The sequence below is a fragment of the Allobosea sp. genome (genome assembly GCF_030695125.1).
Lineage (GTDB): Bacteria > Pseudomonadota > Alphaproteobacteria > Rhizobiales > Beijerinckiaceae > Allobosea.
This window is the reverse complement of the sequence record NZ_JAUYTP010000029.1, coordinates 270,429-291,418: the sequence shown is the minus strand read 5'-3', so window position 1 is coordinate 291,418 and position 20,990 is coordinate 270,429. Positions and strand designations below refer to the sequence as shown.

Annotated in this window: 22 protein-coding genes; 11 read left to right on the top strand and 11 right to left on the bottom strand. The window is 68.0% G+C overall.

The window, feature by feature from the left end; translation table 11 throughout:
• Positions 1-24: 24 nt before the first annotated feature.
• Entirely contained in the window at positions 25-1,008 is a 984-nt protein-coding gene (locus tag Q8S38_RS09800) for a LysR family transcriptional regulator (protein ID WP_305680230.1), read from the bottom strand.
• A gap of 114 nt (positions 1,009-1,122) precedes the next feature.
• On the opposite strand from Q8S38_RS09800, the gene Q8S38_RS09795 reads away from it, so the two are divergent.
• Complete coding sequence (locus Q8S38_RS09795) at positions 1,123-1,728, top strand: FMN-dependent NADH-azoreductase (protein ID WP_305680229.1); 606 nt, start codon at positions 1,123-1,125, stop codon at positions 1,726-1,728.
• A gap of 138 nt (positions 1,729-1,866) precedes the next feature.
• Here the strand turns inward: Q8S38_RS09795 and Q8S38_RS09790 are convergent, their stop codons facing one another.
• From Q8S38_RS09790 to Q8S38_RS09760, 7 genes are all read right to left on the bottom strand, one after another.
• A complete protein-coding gene (locus tag Q8S38_RS09790) occupies positions 1,867-2,160 on the bottom strand; it encodes a hypothetical protein (protein WP_305680228.1) in 294 nt (97 codons plus the stop codon).
• A gap of 137 nt (positions 2,161-2,297) precedes the next feature.
• Complete coding sequence (locus tag Q8S38_RS09785; RefSeq protein ID WP_305680227.1) at positions 2,298-3,611, bottom strand: FAD-binding oxidoreductase; 1,314 nt, start codon at positions 3,609-3,611, stop codon at positions 2,298-2,300.
• Positions 3,608-4,498, bottom strand: coding sequence for a UbiA family prenyltransferase (locus tag Q8S38_RS09780; RefSeq protein ID WP_305680226.1), 891 nt, complete (start codon positions 4,496-4,498; stop codon positions 3,608-3,610). Before Q8S38_RS09780 ends, Q8S38_RS09785 begins: the two co-directional genes overlap by 4 nt.
• Before the next feature lie 299 nt (positions 4,499-4,797).
• Positions 4,798-5,700 (bottom strand): tellurite resistance TerB family protein, encoded by a 903-nt coding sequence (locus Q8S38_RS09775; RefSeq protein WP_305680225.1) that lies wholly within the window; start codon positions 5,698-5,700, stop codon positions 4,798-4,800.
• 169 nt (positions 5,701-5,869) lie between these two features.
• Positions 5,870-6,739: an AprI/Inh family metalloprotease inhibitor gene (locus Q8S38_RS09770; RefSeq protein ID WP_305680224.1), complete on the bottom strand. Its 870-nt coding sequence runs from the start codon at positions 6,737-6,739 to the stop codon at positions 5,870-5,872.
• Positions 6,724-7,695, bottom strand: coding sequence for a 2-hydroxyacid dehydrogenase (locus Q8S38_RS09765; protein ID WP_305680223.1), 972 nt, complete (start codon positions 7,693-7,695; stop codon positions 6,724-6,726). Before Q8S38_RS09765 ends, Q8S38_RS09770 begins: the two co-directional genes overlap by 16 nt.
• 184 nt (positions 7,696-7,879) lie before the next feature.
• Entirely contained in the window at positions 7,880-8,641 is a 762-nt protein-coding gene (locus Q8S38_RS09760; protein WP_305680222.1) for a FadR/GntR family transcriptional regulator, read from the bottom strand.
• 260 nt (positions 8,642-8,901) lie between these two features.
• Here Q8S38_RS09760 and Q8S38_RS09755 point away from each other — a divergent pair, with 260 nt between their 5' ends.
• The 5 genes from Q8S38_RS09755 (at position 8,902) to Q8S38_RS09735 (ending at position 14,475) form a co-directional block, all read left to right on the top strand.
• Positions 8,902-9,960, top strand: coding sequence for an ABC transporter ATP-binding protein (locus tag Q8S38_RS09755; RefSeq protein ID WP_305680221.1), 1,059 nt, complete (start codon positions 8,902-8,904; stop codon positions 9,958-9,960).
• A 111-nt stretch (positions 9,961-10,071) separates the two neighbouring features.
• Positions 10,072-11,397: an ABC transporter substrate-binding protein gene (locus Q8S38_RS09750; RefSeq protein WP_305680220.1), complete on the top strand. Its 1,326-nt coding sequence runs from the start codon at positions 10,072-10,074 to the stop codon at positions 11,395-11,397.
• 148 nt (positions 11,398-11,545) lie between these two features.
• Entirely contained in the window at positions 11,546-12,493 is a 948-nt protein-coding gene (locus Q8S38_RS09745; RefSeq protein ID WP_305680219.1) for a carbohydrate ABC transporter permease, read from the top strand.
• The gene (locus tag Q8S38_RS09740; RefSeq protein ID WP_305680218.1) at positions 12,486-13,394 is read left to right on the top strand and encodes a carbohydrate ABC transporter permease; all 909 of its coding nucleotides are present in this window, start codon (positions 12,486-12,488) and stop codon (positions 13,392-13,394) included. The genes Q8S38_RS09745 and Q8S38_RS09740 overlap by 8 nt, the downstream gene beginning before the upstream one ends.
• 178 nt (positions 13,395-13,572) lie before the next feature.
• Positions 13,573-14,475 carry an NAD(P)-dependent oxidoreductase gene (locus Q8S38_RS09735; protein ID WP_305680217.1) on the top strand — a complete coding sequence of 301 codons (903 nt, stop codon included), beginning with the start codon at positions 13,573-13,575 and terminating at the stop codon, positions 14,473-14,475.
• Positions 14,476-14,491: 16 nt separating this feature from the next.
• Here the strand turns inward: Q8S38_RS09735 and Q8S38_RS09730 are convergent, their stop codons facing one another.
• A complete protein-coding gene (locus tag Q8S38_RS09730) occupies positions 14,492-15,568 on the bottom strand; it encodes a LacI family DNA-binding transcriptional regulator (RefSeq protein WP_305680216.1) in 1,077 nt (358 codons plus the stop codon).
• A gap of 101 nt (positions 15,569-15,669) precedes the next feature.
• Here Q8S38_RS09730 and Q8S38_RS09725 point away from each other — a divergent pair, with 101 nt between their 5' ends.
• Entirely contained in the window at positions 15,670-16,581 is a 912-nt protein-coding gene (locus tag Q8S38_RS09725; RefSeq protein ID WP_305680215.1) for an NAD(P)-dependent oxidoreductase, read from the top strand.
• 198 nt (positions 16,582-16,779) lie between these two features.
• Here the strand turns inward: Q8S38_RS09725 and Q8S38_RS09720 are convergent, their stop codons facing one another.
• Positions 16,780-17,523, bottom strand: a complete 744-nt coding sequence (locus Q8S38_RS09720) for an aspartate/glutamate racemase family protein (protein ID WP_305680214.1) — start codon at positions 17,521-17,523, stop codon at positions 16,780-16,782.
• 192 nt (positions 17,524-17,715) lie between these two features.
• Between Q8S38_RS09720 and Q8S38_RS09715 the strand changes: the two genes are divergently transcribed.
• The 3 genes from Q8S38_RS09715 (at position 17,716) to Q8S38_RS09705 (ending at position 19,278) form a co-directional block, all read left to right on the top strand.
• Positions 17,716-18,831: an extracellular catalytic domain type 1 short-chain-length polyhydroxyalkanoate depolymerase gene (locus Q8S38_RS09715; protein ID WP_305680213.1), complete on the top strand. Its 1,116-nt coding sequence runs from the start codon at positions 17,716-17,718 to the stop codon at positions 18,829-18,831.
• Positions 18,832-18,922: 91 nt separating this feature from the next.
• Positions 18,923-19,096 carry a hypothetical protein gene (locus tag Q8S38_RS09710; protein ID WP_305680212.1) on the top strand — a complete coding sequence of 58 codons (174 nt, stop codon included), beginning with the start codon at positions 18,923-18,925 and terminating at the stop codon, positions 19,094-19,096.
• Positions 19,093-19,278, top strand: a complete 186-nt coding sequence (locus Q8S38_RS09705) for a hypothetical protein (RefSeq protein WP_305680211.1) — start codon at positions 19,093-19,095, stop codon at positions 19,276-19,278. Before Q8S38_RS09710 ends, Q8S38_RS09705 begins: the two co-directional genes overlap by 4 nt.
• A gap of 94 nt (positions 19,279-19,372) precedes the next feature.
• On the opposite strand, the gene Q8S38_RS09700 is transcribed toward Q8S38_RS09705, so the two are convergent.
• A complete protein-coding gene (locus Q8S38_RS09700) occupies positions 19,373-19,933 on the bottom strand; it encodes a MarR family winged helix-turn-helix transcriptional regulator (RefSeq protein WP_305680210.1) in 561 nt (186 codons plus the stop codon).
• Between Q8S38_RS09700 and Q8S38_RS09695 the strand changes: the two genes are divergently transcribed.
• Positions 19,932-20,906, top strand: coding sequence for a Bug family tripartite tricarboxylate transporter substrate binding protein (locus Q8S38_RS09695; RefSeq protein ID WP_305680209.1), 975 nt, complete (start codon positions 19,932-19,934; stop codon positions 20,904-20,906). The two genes, Q8S38_RS09700 and Q8S38_RS09695, sit on opposite strands and share 2 nt — an antisense overlap.
• The last annotated feature ends 84 nt before the right edge of the window (positions 20,907-20,990 follow it).

Genomic DNA, 20,990 nt, shown 5'->3' with positions numbered 1-20,990 from the left:
CGCGAAATCGGGTGATGAGCCCGATCACGCCGGCTGATGATCCTCTTCCTCGGCCTCGAAACCCGGCTTGAACCCCAGCGTGACGCCGCGCTCGCGCGCCGCCGCCTGGCAGGGGTCCCAATAGGGCGCGCCGCCGAAACGCTCGACCAGCAGGTCGATCAGCACGCGGACCTTGCCCGGCACATAGGCTCCCGGTGGTCTCACGACGAAGAGCGCGTGTTCCTGCAGCGGGAAGTCCCAGAGCAGCGGCTCCAGCGCGCCGTCGCGAATGGCGTCGCTGGCGATGAAGGTTGGCAACTGCACGATGCCGAGCCCCGCCTTGGCCCAGTCCAGCAGCGTCTCGCCGCTGTCGGAGCGCAGGCGCCCGGCCGGGCGAACCGAGACGCGGCGCCGGCCGACCCGGAAGGTCCAGTCGGGATTGCTGGTGCCGGTGTAGAGCAGGCAGTCATGGCCGGCGAGATCGACCGGGGTCGCGGGCCGCCCCCGTGCCGCGAGATAGGCCGGGCTGGCGAGGATGATGCCATGGATCGGCGCGATCCTGCGGGCGATCAGGCTCGAATCCTTCAGCGTGCCGATGCGGATGGCGGCGTCGAAGCGCTCGCCGATCAGGTCAACATAGCGGTCGCTGGCCTCGACATCGAGTTCGAGGCCGGGATGGCGCCTTGCGAGTTCGCCGAGGATCGGCGCGACATGCCGGTTGCCGAAGGTCAGGGGCATCGACAGGCGCAGCCGCCCGACGACCCCGCCCGCCTGCTGGGCGACGGCGTCGCGGGCCTCGGCCAGATCCGCCAGGATGCGCTCGCCGCGCGCCTTGAATTCGAGGCCGGCCTCGGTGGCGGCGATGCCGCGCGTGGTGCGGCTGAGCAGGCGCGTGCCGAGTTCGGCCTCCAGCCGCGCGACGCGACGGCTGATGATCGACTTGGACAGGCCGAGCCGATGCCCGGCCCGCCCGAAGCCGCCGCTCTCGACCACGGCGACGAAGCTGCGGATGTCGTCCAGCTCGGACATGACGGTGTTCCCATGGATGCAACAGTTTGGTGCTTGGCTTGCGCATTCCGTTGCTGGACGCGCGCCGCTACATCAGCGGCATCGAACCCGTTCCCGGTTTCAGGATCAAGCACCATGTCCCATCTTCTCGTCATCAACAGCAGCGCCGCCGGTGCGGCTTCGGTCTCGAAGCAGCTCATCGACGAGACGGTCGCCCGCCTGCGCACGGCCGATCCCGCGCTGGTCGTGGTGGAGCGCGATCTCGGCGCCAACCCCGTGCCGCATCTGACCACCGATTCCACCGCCGCGATCCGTGGCGCCGAGCCCGCCAACGAGGCGCAGCGCGCGGCGAAGGCCCTGTCGGATTCGCTCGTCGCCGAGCTGAAGGCGGCCGACACCGTGATCATCGGCGCGCCGATGTATAATTTCGGCATCCCCTCGACGCTCAAGGCCTGGTTCGACCATGTGCTGCGGGCCGGCGTGACCTTCAAATACGGCGAGAAGGGCCCGGTCGGCCTGCTCGAGGGCAAGCGCGCCATCGTCGTCGAGAGCCGCGGCGGCATCTACAGCTCCGGTCCGACCCAGGCGCTGGATTCGCAGGAGCCGCATCTGCGCACGATGCTGGGCTTCATCGGAATCAGCGACGTCACCTTCGTGCGCGCCGAAAAACTGGGCTACGGCCCCGAGGCGCGCGAGCAGGCGATCAACGACGCCAAGGCGGAGCTCGCCCGCGTCGCCTGACGCACCGGCAACTCGCCACGGAGCCACCGAAAAAGGGCTCTCCGGGAAACCGGGGAGCCCAAGTCGTATCGGGAGGTCTCGAACGGGGGAGGCGACTATCAGCGGGTCCTGCCGGGGTTCCTGGCCCCGGAGAGCCGCTCAGTAGTAGCCGCAGACCCGGCGGTAGCCGACGACCTCGCCATAGCGGTTGATGCGCTCGACCAGGTCGCACTGGCGGACGGGGCCGCGGGCATAGTAGCCGCCGTAAGCGGGGCGGGTGGCAGCGGCCACGAGGGCCCCGGCGGCGAGCGCCCCCACGATGCCGGCCCCGATGGCCGGGCCACGGCCATAGCCCCAGTGGCGCGGGCGGGCTTCGGCAGAAGTGGCCGCGAGCGTGGTGGCGAGGGTGAGAGCGGCAAGGGTGGCGGTCGCGAAGGTCTTGAAGCGGGTCATCGGCTCGATCTCCCTGAAGTCTGTCGGGAGCGAACCATTCGCTCTCCATGACCGTTGGTCGCGGCGAGGGACGAGGCGGTTCAAAGGAGGCGGAGGATTTTTTGAGGCGCGTCGCGCGGCATTCGGGCGACGCCGATTCAGCCTGCCGTCACGCGCCGCCAGAAGCTCGAGGAAAAGCCCGGATCGACATGCGCGGCGAAGTCGCGCCAGTGCGGAAAGGAGGCCTCGAAGGTCGCGGGCGACATGCGCGCGTCCTTGTAGGGGTTGACGCGGCCGCCGACGGCCATGGCCATCGCATCGAGCTCGGTGAGGAGCTTTTCCGTGCGCGCGCCGCGATGGGGGAAGTCGAGCGTCAGCGTCGCGCCGGCGATCGGGAACGACATCATGCCGGGCGAGGGCATGTCTCCGAACAGCTTGAGGACCGTGAGGAAGGATGCCTCCCCTGCCGCCAGCGTCCGGCGCAGCATGGTTTCCACCGTCTGCCGTGCCGCCGGCATCGGAATCGCGCACTGGAACTGGCGCAACCCCCCCGGTCCATAGGCGCGGTTCCAGTCGGCGACCCGGTCGAGCGGATAGAAGAACGGACGATAGGGAATGCGGCGCGGGGCGGGTGAGCGCGGTTGCGCCGTCCGGTACAGCAGGTTGAAGGCGCGCAGCGTCAGGCCGTTGATCAGCGGGAAGGGCGGCTTGATCGGGAAAGGCAGCCGGCGCCCCGGCTGGCGCGGCGGCTCGCCCGAGGCGGGGGCATGGTTGGCGCGGAAGAAGACGCCACGCCCGAAATTGCGGCCGCCGGCGAGCGCGTCGATCCAGGCGACGGTGTAGTCATGCGTCGCATCGGAGGCGGCGGCGATGGCGAAGAATGCGTCGAGCCCGCCGAAATGGATGGTTTCCTGCATCATCTCGGCCGACGCCACCGGCATGAGCTGCAGCGTGACCTGCGTGATCAGGCCGGTCAGGCCCATGCCGCCGATGGTTGCGGCAAAGAGCGCCGGGTTGATGTCGGGCGCGCAGGTCAGCCGCTGCCCGTCGGAGCGGACCAGCTCGAGCGCCCGGACATGGCGGCCGAAGGTGCCGGCGCGGTGGTGGTTCTTGCCATGGACGTCATTGGCGAGCGCGCCGGCGATGGTGACGAAGCAGGTGCCGGGGGTGACCGGCGGAAACCAGCCGGTGGGGACGACGAGGTTGAGGAGATCGTCGAGCAGGACGCCCGCCTCGCAGGTGACGAGCCCGCTCTCCCGGTCGAAGGCGAGCACGCGGTCGAGGCTGCGCGCGATGATCAGCCGCCCGCCATCGTTCAGGCAGGAATCGCCGTAGGAGCGACCATTGCCATAGGCCAGGACCGGCCCCCGCTGCGGAGCCGGGTCGACGAGCCAGGCCTCGGGCGCGAGTGTCGTGGTGTCATGGGCCCGCAGGCCACCCCAGGATCCGATCTCGGGCAAGGGCAGGGTCACGGCAGCAGCGTCGCGGCGATCATGATGACCACCACCGCCGCACCGGTGACCTGGCTGCGCCAGTCGCGGATCATAAAGACCAGCGGATCGTCCGGCATCTGCCCGCGCCGCGCCAGGAACCAGATCCGGGCCATCTGGTAGAGGATGATCGGGCAAAGCAGCCAGATGACCTCGGGATGGGTGTAGCGTTCCCTGACGGCGTCGCTGTCGACATAGAGCGCCATGATCAGCGCGCAGGTGCAGCCCGACGCCATGCCGAGCTGCGAGAGCGCCTCGATATCCTCGGCCTGGTAGCCGCGTCCGGCTTTCTTGAGGCCGGACTGGTCCTGCGTGATCCGCAGCTCGGCATAGCGCTTCACCAGCGCCAGGCTGAGGAACAGGAACATCGAGAAGGCGAGCAGCCAGGACGACAGCGGGATCGAGCCCGCGGCGTTGCCGGCCAGGATGCGCAGCGTGTGCAGGGCGGCGAGCCCCAGCACGTCGACGAGCAGCTTGCGCTTGAGAACAAAGAGATAGGCCAGGGCCAGCACCAGATAGGCACCCAGCGCCATCAGGAAGAGCCTCGGCTGCGGCAGCAGCCAGGACAGCGCGAAGGATGCCGCCAGCAACAGCGGCACCGCCGCGTAGGCCTGGCGCTCGGTGATCTCCCCGGCGGCCAGCGGGCGCTTGCATTTGGTCGGGTGACGCCGATCGGCCTCGACATCGATGATGTCGTTGAGCAGGTAGATCGCCGAGGCCATCAGGCTGAAGGCGACGAAGGCGATGGCGCCATGGCTCAGCGCGGCGATGTCGAAGACATCGTGATTGAGCAGGATCGGAACGAAGACGAGCCCGTTCTTGAGCCAGTGATGCGGTCGCATCGCTCTGAGCATCGCCGTCAAAGACATGTGCCGGTCTCTTCTCTCCGTGAGCCGCGACAGCGTCCGGGAGCCGATGACGGGTCCGGGCGAGGGTGTTGCGGCAGTGGGCCGTGATGGCTCCTGCCTTACTCGCCGATAAATCCTAAATCTCGATGGATGCAGACCCCTGCGTGCAGCCATTTCGCTGCGATGCTTAACGCCGGGCTGACGACCGGCCGCGATGGCGCCGGGGCGGCTGCGACGCACGATGCGGCACAGCCTGATGCTGCCCTCGCCGGATGGCGAGGGCGCGACGGGACGAGAGGACGCCGAAAACCGCGGCGCGATCAGACTTTCGCGGCGCTGGCGGCGACGTCGATATTGGCGACGAGTTCGGCATCGAGACCCAGCGAGGCCGAGAGCCCGGCGAGGAAGTCCTTTTCCCTGGCCGTGTCCGGATTGATCGCGATGCGGGCCGCCGTGTAGATCTGGGCCGCGAGTTCGGGGCTTTCCGCGCCCTCGACCAACGCGTCGATCGAGGCGGGATTGGCCATTTCAGCCTCGAGCCACTCATTCGCTTCCTGATCGAAGCCGGCCTCCCGCAGGCCGCCGAGAATGGCGGCGCGTTCGTCGCCGTCGATCGAGCCATCGGCGGCGGCGGCGGCGATCATGGCGCGGATGAAGACGAGCGCGTTCGCCTGGCTCGCCGCCTCCGGCTCGAAGCCGGTGCCGCGCGGCGCGGGAAGCAGCTCGGGGCTGCTGCCGACATCGAGCATCGGCTTGCCGGACTGGTAGTTCTGGTAGGCCTTGTAGGCGAGGCCGCCGATCAGGGCCATGCCGCCGAGCTTCGCCGCCGAGCCGACCACGGCCCGGCCGGTCGACGAGCCGAAGACCAGCGCGCCGAGACCGCCGAGCACGGCGGTGGCCATGGCCGGGTTCTTATCGAACATTGCCTTGGCCTGGGCCAGCACGTCCTGCGCCGAGCGTCCGCCACTGACCTGGCCGAGCGCCTCGCCGGCTTTCTGCTGCACGCCGGTCTGGCGGGCGGCGTCGCCGACGCCTTGCGTCGCCTGGGTCAGGATCTGGCCGGCCATGCCCGCAAGTCCGCCAACGCCGCCGCTCTGCTGAACCTTTTCGGCCAATCCCCCGAGGAGGGAGCCGAGAGATCCGGTCTGGCCCTGACCGCCGGGTTTGCCGGCCTGGGTGCCGGCGCTGACCAGGGCATCGAGAAGTGATTTGGCGTTGAACATCGGCGATCCCTTTTTCCGTTGCGCCAAGCTCCGGGCGCCTGGGGGGGCATCTAGGAACGATCGACGCGGATCGCCAGAGACGCGTGGGCCAACTCGAGCATACGTTAACGTAAGGTCAGATGCGCGCACCGGCAACCGCGACCAAGGGCGGAAGGCTCCGCGCGGCTTGTCAGGGCTGGACCTTGCGCAGCAGCAGCGGCGCCCCGACCGCCGGGTCCTTGCGCCACTGGGCGTTCTCGAAAATCAGCTCGACGCTGTGCCCCTTACGGGCGACCAGCGCGAGCCGGCCCGCCCCATAGCGCCAGGCGACAGGGTCGAAGATGGTGAGGCCGGTGTCAGGGCAGGGGCCGGCCAAGGCGGCCGGTGCGGAGGTTTGGGGGCCCGCCGTCGCCGGGGCAAGCACGATCCGGCAGGCCTCCCGCCCTTGCTGGCGCATCATCTGATAGAGGCCGGGCAGCGTTTCCGGCGCCGGCGTACGGGCCATGTCCACCGGGGTCGGCTGCTGGGCTGCGGTCGCAGCCTGCTCGGCAGGGCTGGGTGCGGGGCGGCGCGCCGCGCGGGGATGGTCCTTCGACGACAGGGCGTAGGTGCGGCCGTCCGTGCCGGTGCCGGTGAAACCACGCTCGGCGGAGCCGTTGCCGAAGGCGATCACGCGCTTGCCCGCCGCATCGAGCAGCTGGACCGTGCCGTCGGGCGCGCGCGCCCAGCCGGTCACGGTGTTCAGCAGCGGCAGGGCGCGACGGCAGGTAGCGGGAAAGCGCAGCTGGCGGCCATGAGCATCTGTTTCGGCGCCGAAGGTGACCGTGCAACCGCGCGAGGCGCCTGGGATGTCGAGATCCCAGGCGCCGAGCATGGTGCGAATCGCCTCCGGCGCCCGGTCCGCGCCACGGGGGGGCGGCGCGGTCTGGGCCTGGAGAGCGGCGGCCGGCAGCAGGGCGGCCGCCACCAGCGGCAGCGCCGCCAGCGCGCCGCGCCGCATGACCCCGGTCAGGCCTCGGGGCCGGGTCGGGCCTGGGTGGCGGGTCAGGCCTTTGTCCATGGCGTCTCGGCCACGGGCGTCAGCGGGCCCTTGCCGTCGAACCAGGAGAACAGGTTGTCGACGAGCAGCTGGCCCATCTGCTCGCGGGTGTGGACCGAGGCCGAGCCGACATGGGGCAAAAGCACGGCATGCTCGATCGCGATCAACTCGGCCGGCACGCGCGGCTCGTCCTCGAAGACGTCGAGGCCCGCCGAGAGGATGGTCTTGTTCTGCAGGGCCTCGATCAGGGCCTTCTCGTCGATCACGGTGCCGCGGCCGACATTGACGACGATGCCGTTGGGACCCAGCGCCTTCAGCACTTCGGCATTGATGATGTGGTGCGTCGAGGCGCCGCCGGGCGCGACCGAGATCAGCGTGTCGACATCCTGGGCCATCTCGACCAGCGAGGGGTAGTAGCGATAGGGCACGTCGGCCTGGCGCGAGCGGCCGTGATAGGCGATCGGCAGGCCGAAGGCCTCGATCCGGTGCGCCACCGCCTTGCCGATGCGGCCCAGCCCGACGATGCCGACCTTGCGCTTGCGCAGCGAGGTGGTCAGCGGATAGGCCGCGGTCAGCCATTTGCCCTCGCGCAGATAGCGATCGACCTGCGGCAACTGCCGGACGGTCGAGATCAGCAGGCCGATGGCGAGGTCGGCGACCTCGTCGGTCAGCACATCGGGGGTGTTGGACACGACGAGGCCGCGACGGCCCGCTTCGGCGGCATCGACATTGTCGTAACCGACGCCGAAATTCGCGATCATCTCGAGCTTGGGCAGCGCGTCGAACAGGGCGCCGTCGATGCGGATATGGCCGCCGCCGGCGATGCCGCGCACCTTGCCGGCGACCTCCCGCAGCAGGGCTTGCTTGTCGTCGGCCTTCCACAGCTCATGGACGGTGAAGCGGGCCTTCAACTGGTCGGCCGCATAGGCCATCAAAGGGCCGGTCATCAGGATGTCGGTGGCGTCGGGCCGTGTCATGGGAGGCGTTTCCATTGTCTTCGGGTGAAGGGTGGGCGGCTTGATCAGGCTGATATGAATCGTTTAAATGCCGGAGATGGCCGCGGCAGGGAAGCCACTTCGCGGTCGGGTCGAGCGCCGGGCCTGTGAACCACGCGCCGCGCCGCCGAAACAGCGCCCTGGGCGCCGATATAATATGATTTAATCACGCGGTTTTCTGGATGGGCGCCGTCGCAAGCGGCGTCAACAGGGCGAGCGTGGTGTTCAGGCTGTCGATGACGAGCGCCGTCATCCGGGCCGAGGCGAGATCGCCGTCGCGCTGGACGATCGCGTCCAGCACCCGCTCGTGGTCGACCAGCGAGGCGATGAAGAACTCGCGGTCGTCGATCGATTTGAGCAGCAGCGACCATTGCACGGTGGCGGCGACGGCGCTCGCCAGGCACATCAGCGTGGCGTTGTGGGAGGCGGTGAAGACGGCCTCGTGGAAGGCCAGATCGGCCCGGATCGTGACGTCGTCATAGGGCTGGTTGTCGGCCATTCCGCGAAAGGCGGCTTCGATGCGGGCGATGTCGGCGGGGGTGCGGCGCTGCGCGGCCAGGCGCGCCGCCGCGGGCTCGGCAAAACGGCGCAACTCAAAGAGATCGCGAATGAATTTCTCGTTCGGGTCGGCCTCGAAATGCCAGGCCAGAACGTCGGGATCGAGCAGATTCCAGCTGTCGCGCGGCGCCGCCCGCGTGCCGCTCTTGGGGCGCGCCTCGACCAGCCCCTTGGCGGTGAGCACCTTGACGGCCTCGCGATAGGCGGTGCGCGACACCGAGATGTCGGCGCGCAGGCCATCCTCGTCGGGAAGCAGTTCGCCCGCCTTGATCGCGCCGGTGATGATGGCGACGGCGAGCTTCTGGGCGACCTGGCCGAAGAGGCGGTCGGGGTTGAGGGTCGTCGGCCGCGAATAGTCGCGCACCCGCATCGTCTGGCGCCTCCCCCGTTTCAGCAGCCCGTCCGCTGCCATTCGGCCGGCGCTTGACACGCCTGTCTGTATGGTATGACTTTATCGCAGATGAAGCCCGACGCAAGGGATCGCTCCGGCTCGCCGAAGCGGGGTCCTTAGCCGACGGGAACCTTCATCGATCGGTCGCAACAGGCCGGTAGACGACGCGACTTGGACTCCGCCCGACACAGGCGGACCACCGGGTCCACGGGGAAACGACGTTTGAGGAGAGGGCCCAGATGGCCTCAGTCCAGATTGCCGACGTGCGCAAGGCGTATGGTTCGACGCAGGTCATCCATGGCGTCGACATCGATATCGACGACGGCGAATTCGTCATTCTCGTTGGCCCGTCCGGCTGCGGGAAGTCGACCCTGCTGCGCATGATCGCCGGGCTGGAGAACATTTCGGGCGGCGAGATCCGCATCGGCCCCCGTGTCGTCAACGATGTGCCGCCCAAAGAGCGCGACATCGCGATGGTCTTCCAGAATTATGCGCTCTATCCGCATATGACGGTCGCCGACAACATGGCCTTCTCGATGAAGCTGCGGAAGGCCCCCAAGACCGAGATCGACGAGCGCGTCGGCAAGGCCGCCGCGATCCTCGGGCTCGAGAAACTGCTCGACCGCTATCCGCGCCAGCTCTCCGGCGGCCAGCGCCAGCGCGTCGCGATGGGCCGCGCCATCGTGCGCGATCCGCAGGTCTTCCTGTTCGACGAGCCGCTCTCCAACCTCGACGCCAAGCTGCGCGTGCAGATGCGCACCGAGATCAAGGAGCTGCACCAGCGCCTGAAGACCACCACCGTCTATGTGACGCACGACCAGATCGAGGCCATGACCATGGCCGACAAGATCGTGGTGATGCATGACGGCATCGTCGAGCAGATGGGCGCTCCGCTCGAACTCTACGACCGTCCGGCCAACCTGTTCGTCGCCGCCTTCATCGGCTCGCCCTCGATGAACCTGCTCAAGGGCACGATCGGCGCCACCGGCTTCGAGACGGAAGGGGGCGTGATTTGGCCGATCGGCCGTCATCCCGCCGATTCCAACGGCAAGGCGGCGGTGCTCGGCATCCGGCCCGAGCATATCCAGCTCGACGAGAACGGTCTCAAGGCCGAAGTCGTCGTCGTCGAGCCGATGGGCTCTGAAACCCAGGTCGTGGTCCGCTGCGGCGGCCAGAGCCTGACCTGCGTGTTCCGCGAGCGCATCAGTGCGAAGCCGGGGGAATTCATCGGGATCACGCCCGACACGAATGTGACGCATCTCTTCGACGCCGGCACGGGCAAGCGCCTGGCGCCGTAATCTGAATCATCCGCGCGCATGGGGGAGCAACCCCCAGCGCGCGATGAACCACCGGGCAAGCGGGGCGCTTCAGACCCCCGGGCCGAAAAACCAGTCCATGGGAGGACGCTGATGACCAAACCGACACGACGTTCCGCATTGAAGGGCCTCGCCGGCGTAGCGGGCGCCGGCGCCCTCGTCGGCTCCGGCATGACCGATTGGGCCAAGGCCTGGGCGCAGGCCTCGCCCTTCAAGCCCGAGGCGGGCGCGACCCTCAACGTGATGCGCTGGCGTCGCTTCGTCGTCGCCGAGGACGAGGCGTTCAACAAGATCGTCGCCGCCTTCACCGCGGCCACGGGCGTGCGCGTCACGGTGACCTCCGAATCCTTCGACGACATGCAGCCGAAGGCATCCGTCGCCGCCAACACCGGCACGGGTCCGGATATTTTCTGGTCGCTGTATTCGACGCCGCACCTGTTCCCGAACCGCTGCGTCGACGTGACCGACGTCGCCGACTATCTCGGCAAGAAGTATGGCGGCTGGGTGCCGGTGGCCGAGGCCTATGGCAAGCTCGGCAACAAGTGGATCGCGATCCCCGCGGCGATCAACGGCGGCTACATCAACTACCGCATCTCGCAGATCAAGGCGGCCGGCTTCAACGAGGTGCCGCAGACGACGGCCGGGTTCCTGGAACTCTGCAAGGCGCTGAAGGCCAAGAACACGCCGGCCGGCTTCCCGCTCGGCCGCGCCTCGGGCGACGGCAACTCCTACGCCTACTGGCTGCTGTGGGGCCACAACGCCGCGCAGGTCGACGAGAACAGCAAGGTGATCATCCGCTCGCCCGAGACGGAAGCGGCGCTGAACTACTCGAAGGCGCTGTACGACACCTTCATCCAGGGCACGGCGGCCTGGAACGACGCCTCCAACAACCGTCTGTTCCTGTCCGGCGAACTCGGGCTGACTGCCAACGGCATCTCGATCTATGCCGCGGCGAACGCGTCCAACGATCCCAAGCAGAAGGAAATCGCGGCGGACATGGACCACGCCTACTGGCCGATCGGCCCGGCGGGCAAGCCGACCGAGATCCAGCTCTGCTTCCCGATGATGGCGATGACCTACACGAAGTTCCCGAACGCCTGCAAAGCGTTCATGGCCTACATGCTGGAAGCCGAGCAGTTCAACCCGTGGCTGGAAGCGGCGGCCGGCTATCTCACGCATACGCTGAACGCCTTCGACAACAATCCGGTCTGGACAAAGGACCCGAAGAACAAGGTGTTCCGCGACGCCTCCAAGCGCAGCCTCGTCGCGGGTCACCGCGGCAAGCTCGACGAGAAGGCGGCGACCGCGATGGCCGACTTCATCGTCGTCGACATGTTCGCGAGCTTCTGCACCGGTCGCGAGACGGCTGCGGGTGCCATGCAGCTCGCCGAACGGCAGTTGCAGCGCATCTACCGCTGACCGAACCCTTTCCGGCCGGCGGCAACGCCGGCCGGAGCGCCTGACCGGCGCCGAGGGGAGGGCCTTTCATCCACGTCTACGGGTCCTCTTCCCGGCGCCGTTCGCGCTGCCGGGGGGACGACACCCCTTTATCGAGGAAGCGCTCGCGATGGCTTCAGGCTCGTTCGCCGCACCGCCGGAGACCACCGCCTGGACAAGGCTGATGGTCAACCGAAACTGGCTGGGCTTCTGGTTCATGGTTCCGACCATGATCTTCCTGCTGTTCTTCCTGGCCTGGCCGCTGATCCTGGGCATGTGGATGAGCATGACCGACATGCGCATCGGCCGCGGCGGCAGCTTCATCGGGCTGGAGAACTACCAGTACCTGCTCGAGGACAGCGACTTCCTGAACGCGACGGCCTTCACGCTCGCCTATACGGCGGTCGCTTCGGTTTTCAAGTTCGCCATCGGGCTCTATCTCGCCATCCTCCTGAACAACCACATGCCGTTCAAGGCGTTCATCCGCGCCATCGTGCTGATCCCCTTCATCGTGCCGACCGTGCTGTCGGCGGTGGCGTTCTGGTGGATCTTCGACACGCAGTTCTCGATCTTCACCTGGTTGCTGCAGAAATGGGGCTTTCTCGACAAGGGCCAGTACATCAACTGGCTCGGCGACCCGTTCCTGGCGCAGTGCAGCGTCATCTTCGCCAATATCTGGCGCGGCATCCCCTTCATCGCCATCACACTTCTGGCCGGGCTGCAGACCGTGTCGCCCTCGCTCTACGAGGCCGCGACGCTCGACGGCGCCTCGGGCTGGCAGCGCTTCCGCTTCGTGACCTATCCGCTGCTGACGCCGATCATCGCCGTGGTGATGACGTTCTCGGTTCTGTTCACCTTCACCGATTTCCAGCTGATCTGGGCCATGACCCGCGGCGGCCCTGTCAACGCGACGCAGCTGATGGCGACGCTGTCCTACCAGCGCGGCATCCTCGGCGGCCGGCTGGGCGAGGGCGCGGCCATCGCCACCGCCATGGTGCCCTTCCTCCTGGCCGCGATCATGGTCAGCTGGTTTGGCCTTCAGCGCCGTAAATGGCAGCAGGGAGAGAGCAATGACTGACGCCGCCCTGAAGACCAGCGCCGCCCCGGGCACGCTGTCCGACCATCGCGAGGGTATGGCCTATCTGGAGACGCTGCCGCGCAAGCTTGTGGTCGTCTACATGCCGCTGGCCATCATCCTCGTGGTGCTGCTGTTCCCATTCTACTGGATGGTGATCACCTCGATCAAACCGGACGCGCAGTTGCTCGACCTCGAGAACAGCAACCCGCTCTGGGTCAGCCAGCCCACCTTCCAGCATATCTACAAGCTGCTGTTCGAGAGCGCCTATCCGCGCTGGCTGATGACGACGATGATGGTCGCCACCGCCGCGACCTTCCTCTCGATCTTCGCCAGCGTGCTGTCGGCCTATGCGATCACCCGCATCCGCTACAAGGGCGCGGCGACGGTGGGCGGGCTGATCTTCCTCGCCTATCTGGTGCCGCCCTCGATCCTGTTCATCCCGCTCTCTTCCGTGATCCACGCCTATGGCCTGTTCGACACGCCCTTCGCGCTGATCCTGACCTATCCGACCATCCTGATCCCGTTCTGCACCTGGCTGCTGATGGGCTACTTCAAGACCATTCCCTACGAGCTCGAGGAATGCGCGCTGATGGATGGGGCGAGCCGCTGGCAGATCCTGGTCAAGATCGTGCTGCCGCTGGCGATCCCCGGCTTGATCTCGGCCTTCATCTTCGCCTTCACGCTGTGCTGGAACGAGTTCATCTACGCGCTGACCTTCATCTCGTCGGACCACAACAAGACCGTGCCGGTGGCGATCATCTCCAACTTCGTCGATGGCGACATCTTCCGCTGGGGCTCGCTGATGGCGGGGGCGCTGATCGGCTCGCTGCCGCTGGTGATCCTCTACGCGTTCTTCGTCGAGCATTACGTGTCGGCGATGACCGGAGCGGTGAAGGAGTAGGCCGCGTCCGGCGGCGCGGGGGACCTGCAGGGCGCCCCGCGTCGCCATGCCGGCCGCAGGGGGACACCCGGCGCCGCCGGGATTCAGTCAAGGCCGCTGATCGTCTAGGCTTTGGCCTGGATCCCGGTGAGCACCGTGTTGCGCCCGGGACGACGTCAGCAGAGGACATTGCGAGCGCATGCCGACCACACCGACCTCCATCGCCTTCATCGGGCTCGGCGCCATGGGCGCGCCGATGGCCGAGAACCTGGTCAAGCGCCAGTTCCGCGTCACCGGCTTCGACATGCGCGAGGCCGCGCGCGAGGCGCTGGTACATGCGGGCGGACATGCCGCGGCGAGTGCGCGGGAGGCGGCCGACGGCGCCGGGGCGATCGTGCTGATGGTGGTCAATGCCGCGCAGGCGCGCTCCGTGCTGTTCGAGGCCGGGGCGCTGGCGGCGCTGGCGCCCGGCGCGCTCGTGGTCCTGATGGCGACCTGCCCGCCGGGCGAGGTCGAGGCGATCGCGGCGGAGGTCGCAAAGAGCGGGCGGCGTTTCATCGATGCGCCGGTGTCGGGCGGCGTCGTCGGCGCGCGCGCCGCGACCCTGTCGATCATGGTCGGGGCGCCCGACGAGAGCTTCGCGCTTGCCAGGCCCGTGCTCGAGGCGCTGGGCGACAAGGTCTTCCATGTCGGCCAGAAGCCGGGCCAGGGCGCAACGGTGAAGACCGTCAACCAGCTCCTCTGCGGCGTCCATATCGCGGTTGCGGCCGAGGCGCTGTCGCTCGCCGAGAAGGCGGGTATCGACGGCAAGCTGCTGTTCGAGATCATGGGCGGCTCGGCCGCCTCCTCCTGGATGCTGCGCGACCGCGGCCCGCGCATGCATGAGCCCGACCCGGTCGTGTCCAGCGCGGTGGACATCTTCGTCAAGGATCTGGGCATCGTGCTCGATGCCGGACGGGCCGCGAAGACCGCGCTGCCGCTGGCGGCCGCCGCGCACCAGATGTTCCTGGCCTCGTCGGGCCTGGGCCATGGCGGGCGCGACGATTCGCAGGTGGTGCGCGCCTATCGCGCCCTCAACGCCAAGCCCGCCAACGATGCATGAGCCACGCGCCCTGGTCTCAAGCGCGGGCCGGGGCGGTCGTGCCGCGGACGACGAGGGCAGGTGTCAGCAGCAGCCGGCGCGGCGGCGCGGCGGGATCGGCGATGCGGCTGATCAGAAATTCGGCCGAGGTGCGGCCCATCTCGTCCTGGAAATTGCGGATGGTCGTCAGGGCCGGGTACCACTGCGCCGCCTCCTGAACGTCGTCGCAGCCGATGATCGAGAAGTCGGGGCCCGCCTCGCGGCCGCGATGGCGCAGCCCCAGCATGGCCCCGAAGGCGGCGAGATCGTTCATGCAGACCGCCGCCGTCGGCGGATCTTGCGCATCGAGAACCGCCTGGATGCCCTTGGAGCCGTTCTCGCGCGTGCCATGCCCGGGATAGACCAGCGCCGGGTCGACCGGGATGCCGTTGCGCGCCAGAACCTCGCAGTAGCCGCGGTAGCGGTTGGCGCCGGTCGAGATCTTCTGGTTCTGGCAGATGAAGGCGATGCGCCGGTGGCCGAGACCGATCAGATGCTCCATCGCCAGGATCGTGCCGTGGCGGTCGTCGGAGCCGACGAAGTCGAGATCGGGCGTGATCTCGCGCGAGAGCTGGACGATCGGAACACCGGCCGCGATCAGATGAGCGAAGGTCTCCGGCGTCGAGCCGCCCGCGGCGCAGAGGATCATCCCGTCCGGGCGGTATTCCTTCAGCGTGTTGAGGACGCGGTCCTGCCGCTCGAGGTCCTCGCCATAGGTGCCGAGCAGGATCGAGCGGCCATGGGCCGTGGTGGTTTCTTCGATCGCCGCCAAAAGCTCGGCGAAATACGGGTTGGTGATGTCGTGGAAGCCGACGCCGAGAATATTGGTGCGGTCGGTGCGCAAGGAGGCGGCGCTGCGGTTGTAGCTGTAGCCCATCTCGCGGGCCATCTGCTGGACCCGCGCGCGCGTCGCCTCCGCCACCAGCGGCGAGCCGCGCAGGGCCAGCGACACGGTTGCCGTCGAGACCGCGAGACGGTCGGCGATGATCTGCAAGGTGACACGGCCCCGGGCGACCGGAAGAGCGGTCGGCGGCTTGCCGGAAGACCCGGCGCTGACGGGGCCGCTGCTGGTCATGACGCTCATCTCCGGCGCCGGATTCGACCTGGCGACCCATTCTTGGTCAGGCGTTCCGTCACATCGCTTTGTGCTTCTCATATAAACTGGAGAATTTGAAGATGACTGCAACCAAAGAATCAGTGGGCTTCATTGGCGTCGGCCTGATGGGGCAGGGCATGGCCCAGAGCCTGCTCAACAAGGGCTTTGCCGTCACCGTAATGGGGCATCGCAACCGCAAGCCGGTCGAGACCCTCGTCGCCGGCGGCGCGAAGGAAGCCAAGACGCCCCGTGAACTCGCCCAGAACGCCACGATCATCTTCCTATGCGTCACCGGCTCGGCCCAGGTCGAGGCGGTCGTAAACGGGCCAGACGGCATTGCGGCGGGCGCCAAGCCCGGCACGGTGATCGTCGACTGCTCGACATCGGACCCGACCGTGACGGTGCGGATCGCCGCGGAACTGGAGGCCAAGGGGCTGCATCTGGCGGACGCACCGCTTGGCGGCACGCCGGCCCAGGCCGCGCTCGGCCAGCTCTCGGCGATGGTGGGGACGACGCCGGAGATTTTCGCGCGGATCAAGCCGGCGATCGAGGCCTGGGCGCAGAAGGTGGTGCATCTCGGCCCCGTCGGCGACGGCCACAAGATGAAGCTTTTGAACAACTTCCTGTCGATGGGCTATGCGGCGATCTATGCCGAGGCGCTGACGCTGGCCTCCAAGATCGGCATCACGCCGCAGACCTTCGACAGCGTGCTGCGCGGCAGCCGGATGGATTGCGGCTTCTACCAGACCTTCATGCAGTACGTGCTCGAGCGCGACCGCGACGCGCACAAGTTCACGCTGGTCAATGCCCTGAAGGATGTCCGCTATCTCGAAAGCGTGGCGAACGCGGCCGGGGTGCCGAACCCGATCGGCAATGCGGTGAAGAACAGCTTCGCAACCGCCGTCGCGGCCGGCAAGGGCGATGATTACGTGCCGATGCTGTCGGACTGGGTCGCCTCGCAGAACGGCATCTCGCTCGCCAAGAAGGGCTGAAGCGCCGATCTCGCCAGAGCCGGTTGTTCCGGCTCTAAGTCAATCCCGTCATCCTGGACGAGCGGCGCAGCCGCGCAGTCCGGGATCCATCATGGAGCGCTGTCCTGCCCGATGATGGATCCCGGGACTTCGCTTCGCGAAGCTCAGGATGACGGCCCCGTGTCTGTGCATCGGTAACGCAAGCCAGCAGACTCGGGCTTACGGACGTTCCAGCAATGCCGCCAGGCTGTCCGAAAGCCCGGTGCTGCCGATCGACGCGGGCAAAGCGAGGTCGCCGGTCGTCGGTTTGACCGGCGGGTCGCGCAGCGCCGCCAGCACGGCCTGGAGGCCGGCCTCGACCGAACAGATCACCGGCATGTCGAGATGGGGGCGCAGGCGCGCGGCCAGCCCCGCCAGCCCCGCGCCGCCGAGAATGACCGCACCGGCGCCGTCGCGCGCCGCCGCCTGCCGGCAGGCCTGCGCGAGCAGGGCGATCGCGCCATCGGGATCGCGCGCGATCTCGGCGCCGGTCGGAGCGACGGTCTCGATGCCGGCGAGACGCTCGCCCAGCCCCAGCATGGTGACGAACTCCTGCAGCATCGGGGCCCAGCGCTCGCCGCCGGTGACGATGGCGAAGCGCTCGGCCTGGCTTGCGGCGGCGAGGCAGCTCGCCTCGGCCATGCCGATCACCGGCACGCGCGCGAGTTCCTTCAGCGCCAGCAGGCCGGGGTCGCCGAAACAGGCGAGATAGACCGCGTCGCAGTCGCGGCCGTGCTGCGCATAGGCATCGATTGCCGCATGGCCGGCAATCGAAGCGGCCGTGCGGCTGGCGATGTAGCGCGCCCCGAAACGCCCCGTCACGGGCACGAGCGTGACGCCCGCGGGCAGTTGCGGCGCGAGTACCCGCGCCATCAGGGCGGTAACCTCGTCCGTGGTGTTGGGATTGATCATCAGGATACGCAAGGGCGGCCTCGGTGCTGGGCGGTGGACGACGCGCGACGGGGATCGACAGCTTCCACGATGCGGCGGTGGCAACGCAATCTCCGCGTTGGACGATCGCATCCTCCAGGATGTTGCATCGCAACAAAATCGCGTAGGCTTGCGTTCAAGGGATGTGTCGGTGCCATCAGGGGCTGGCCAGCGCAGGAGCGCATCATGCCCAGCCTTTCCGAAACGATCGCCCGCCTGTCTGCCGCACGGGGCATGGGGCGCGCCGCAGCATCCCCGACGCGTCTGTCCGAATTGACCCTGTCGGGATCAAACCCCGGCGCACTCAAGGCTTACACCTATCTGCCCGATCTGCTGGCGCCCAACGCACCGCTCGTCGTCGTGCTGCATGGCTGCACGCAGAGCGCGGCCGATTACGACCACGGCTCCGGCTGGTCGCAGCTCGCCGACCGCCACGGCTTTGCCCTGCTGTTTCCCGAGCAGCAGCGGGCCAACAACCCCCATCTCTGCTTCAACTGGTTCGCTCCCGACGATATCCACCGCAATGGCGGCGAGGTCCTGTCGATCGTGCAGATGATCCGTAGCCTGATCGACGCGCATGGCCTCGACGAGCGGCGGGTCTTCGTCACCGGCCTTTCGGCCGGCGGGGCGATGGCGGCTGTGATGCTGGCGACCCATCCCGACATCTTCGCGGGCGGCGCCGTCATCGCCGGCCTGCCCTTCGGCTGCGCGGCCTCCGTTCCGGAGGCGATGGCCCGCATGCGCGGACAGGGGCTGCCCGCGGAGGCGGCGCTGGTCGATGCCGTGCTGGCTGCCTCGCCCCATACCGGACCCTGGCCTTCGCTCTCGATCTGGCATGGCATGCAGGACCACACGGTCGCGCCCGCCGCCGGGGAGGCCGTGCTGTCACAATGGCGGGGCGTCCACGGTCTGGAGGTGGCTGCGACCGAGACGCAGGCGCTGGGCGCCCATCGCCACAGGATCTGGCGCGACGGCGCGGGCATGGCCAGGGTCGAAGCCTTCGCCATTGCCGGGATGGGCCATGGTGCGCCGATCCAGGCCGGTGACGGCATCGGCGCGGCCGGGCCCTATATGCTGAACGCCGGCATCTCCTCGACCCGTCACATCGCGGCTTTCTGGCAGATTGCCGACGCGGTCGCGGCGACCGACACGGACCATGAAAGCGCCGATGCCGAGACGGGCTTCGCCGCGCGGCCGTCCCCCCGCGACGGGTTTCCGCATCGGCTCACCCCGGCGAGACAGGCCTCGGGCCCCGGCAAGGTCATCGAGGACGCGCTGAGGGCGGCGGGGCTGATGCGTTGACGCCCCGGCTGCGGCGCTGGCGACCCTGTGCGGGAACGATCCGTCGCGCCATGGGTTGCGTGTCGACGGCTACAGGAGATCGACCCGCGTCATGACGATCGACACCAGCGAGGATTACGCGGACGCCATCGCGCGGTTGAGCGCGCTCGGCGAGAACCCCGTGGACGGGCCCGATCAGGACGAGTTTTTCGCGATCAACGCCGCGATGGTCGCCTATGAGACCCGCAACCATCCGGCGCTCGCGTTGGAGGAGGATGCGCCATGACGGGCGGCGTCAAGAAGGCCATCGTGCGGTGCGCCGATGATTGCGAGCGCGCCAAGGAGCGTGTCGTGGAACTGGGCACGCCGGCCGAAGGCTCGGATGAGGAGGCCGAGTTGATCGGCCTCGTCGAGGCGATCGACACCTGGGAAGCCCGGCACGAGGACGACGCCGAAGACTGGGGTTGACGCCCTGGAGCGGGCTCCGCCTGTGTTCGACGGGACCGGTGCGCGCGCGCTGTGACGGCCCTCGCGGGTTTGCCGCTGCTGCTCCGCGCCTGTGTCAGCCCTTGAGCACGGCCTCCCTGAGCTTTTCGAGAATGACGAAGATCTGACGGCGCTCTGTTTCATCGAGCGCCGCAAGCAGGCTGTCATGCCGGGCCCGCATCACCGGTCGCACCCTGGCCTCCAGCGCCCGACCCTCCTCCGTAAGCCGCGCCCAGAGGGCGCGCCGGTCGCCCTCGCGCCGTTCGCAGACGACGATCCCCCGCGCCGTCAGATCATGCAGGCAGCGGCTGGTCAGGCCTGCGTCGAGCCCGGCGATCTCGGCAAGCTGGCGGCCGGTCATGGCGCCATGGGCGGCCAGAAACGAGATGATGCGCCACAAGGGGATATTGAGGTTTCCCGCCTTGCGCAGCAGGCGAACACTCTGCCGGTTCAACGCAGCATTGAAACGAACCAGCCGAAAGGTCAGCAAGTTTTCGAGAGCCGCCTGTTCGGGCATGGGAGGGTTGTCGGACATGGCGCGCATTGTCGGCATCATGTTTGACATTGCAACGATTGATCGATCAATTAATTTTCCGGAACGAGAGGCGCGACGAACCTCGCAACGGGAGGACACCATGATCAGGCGGATTGCGACGACCCTGTTGGCGGGATGGGCGATGCTGACGCCGCTGGCCGCGCTGGCTCAGGCGAAATTCCCCGACCGGCCGCTGCAGATCATCGCGCCCTACGCCCCGGGCGGGGCGGCCGATGTGCTGAGCCGGTTTCTCGCCAAGGAGCTCGAAACCCGGCTGGGGCAGCCGGTCATCGTGCTGAACCGGCCCGGCGCGGGGACGATCATCGGGGTGCAGGCGCTGATGCAGGCTCCGAAGGACGGCTACACCCTGTTCATCAGCTCGAACTCGACCTTCACGCTCAATCCGGCGGTAATGTCCAACCTGTCCTATGACGCCGCCCGGGATTTCGAGCCGCTGGCCCAGATCGCGACCGCCAATCCGGCGCTGGTGACCTATGCCGACAATCCGGTGGCGGACGTCAAGGCCCTGGTGGTGGTGGCCAAGGCCGAGCCTGACAAACTGACCCTGGCGTCGTTTGGAACGGCGACGGTCTCGCATTTCGCCGGCGAGTGGTTCAAGTCGGTCGCGGGCATCAGGATGGCGCATGTGCCCTATCGCGGCAGCGGCCCGGCGATGAACGATCTCGTCGGCAAGCACGTCCCGTTCCTGATCGACACGATCGTCGCGGCGCGGCCGCAGATCGAAGGCGGCAAGATCCGCGCTCTGGCTGTGACCTCGGCCCAGCGTTCGGCGATGCTGCCCGATGTGCCGACGCTGCAGGAGCTCGGCTATCGCGGCATCGATCTGTCCTCCTGGATCGCGCTCGTCACCGCCAGGGGCATTCCCGCCGAGGCGAAGGCGAGGCTGAGCGAAGCCCTCGCCGATGTGCTGCGCGACCCCGCCGCTCGGGCCTCGATGACGAAATCCGGCTTCGAGCCGGTCCATCGCGTCTACACGGATTGGCCGCGCGAGATCACGGCGGAAATCGAGGCGATGAAGGCGATCGCCAGGGATGCCAACATCAAGGCCGATTGAGCGGCCCAGCCCGACGAGACGTGCAGCACCCCTTCCACAAGCGGCACCAGTCCCGGCGGCGCGGCTATGGCTGAAAAAAGAGAT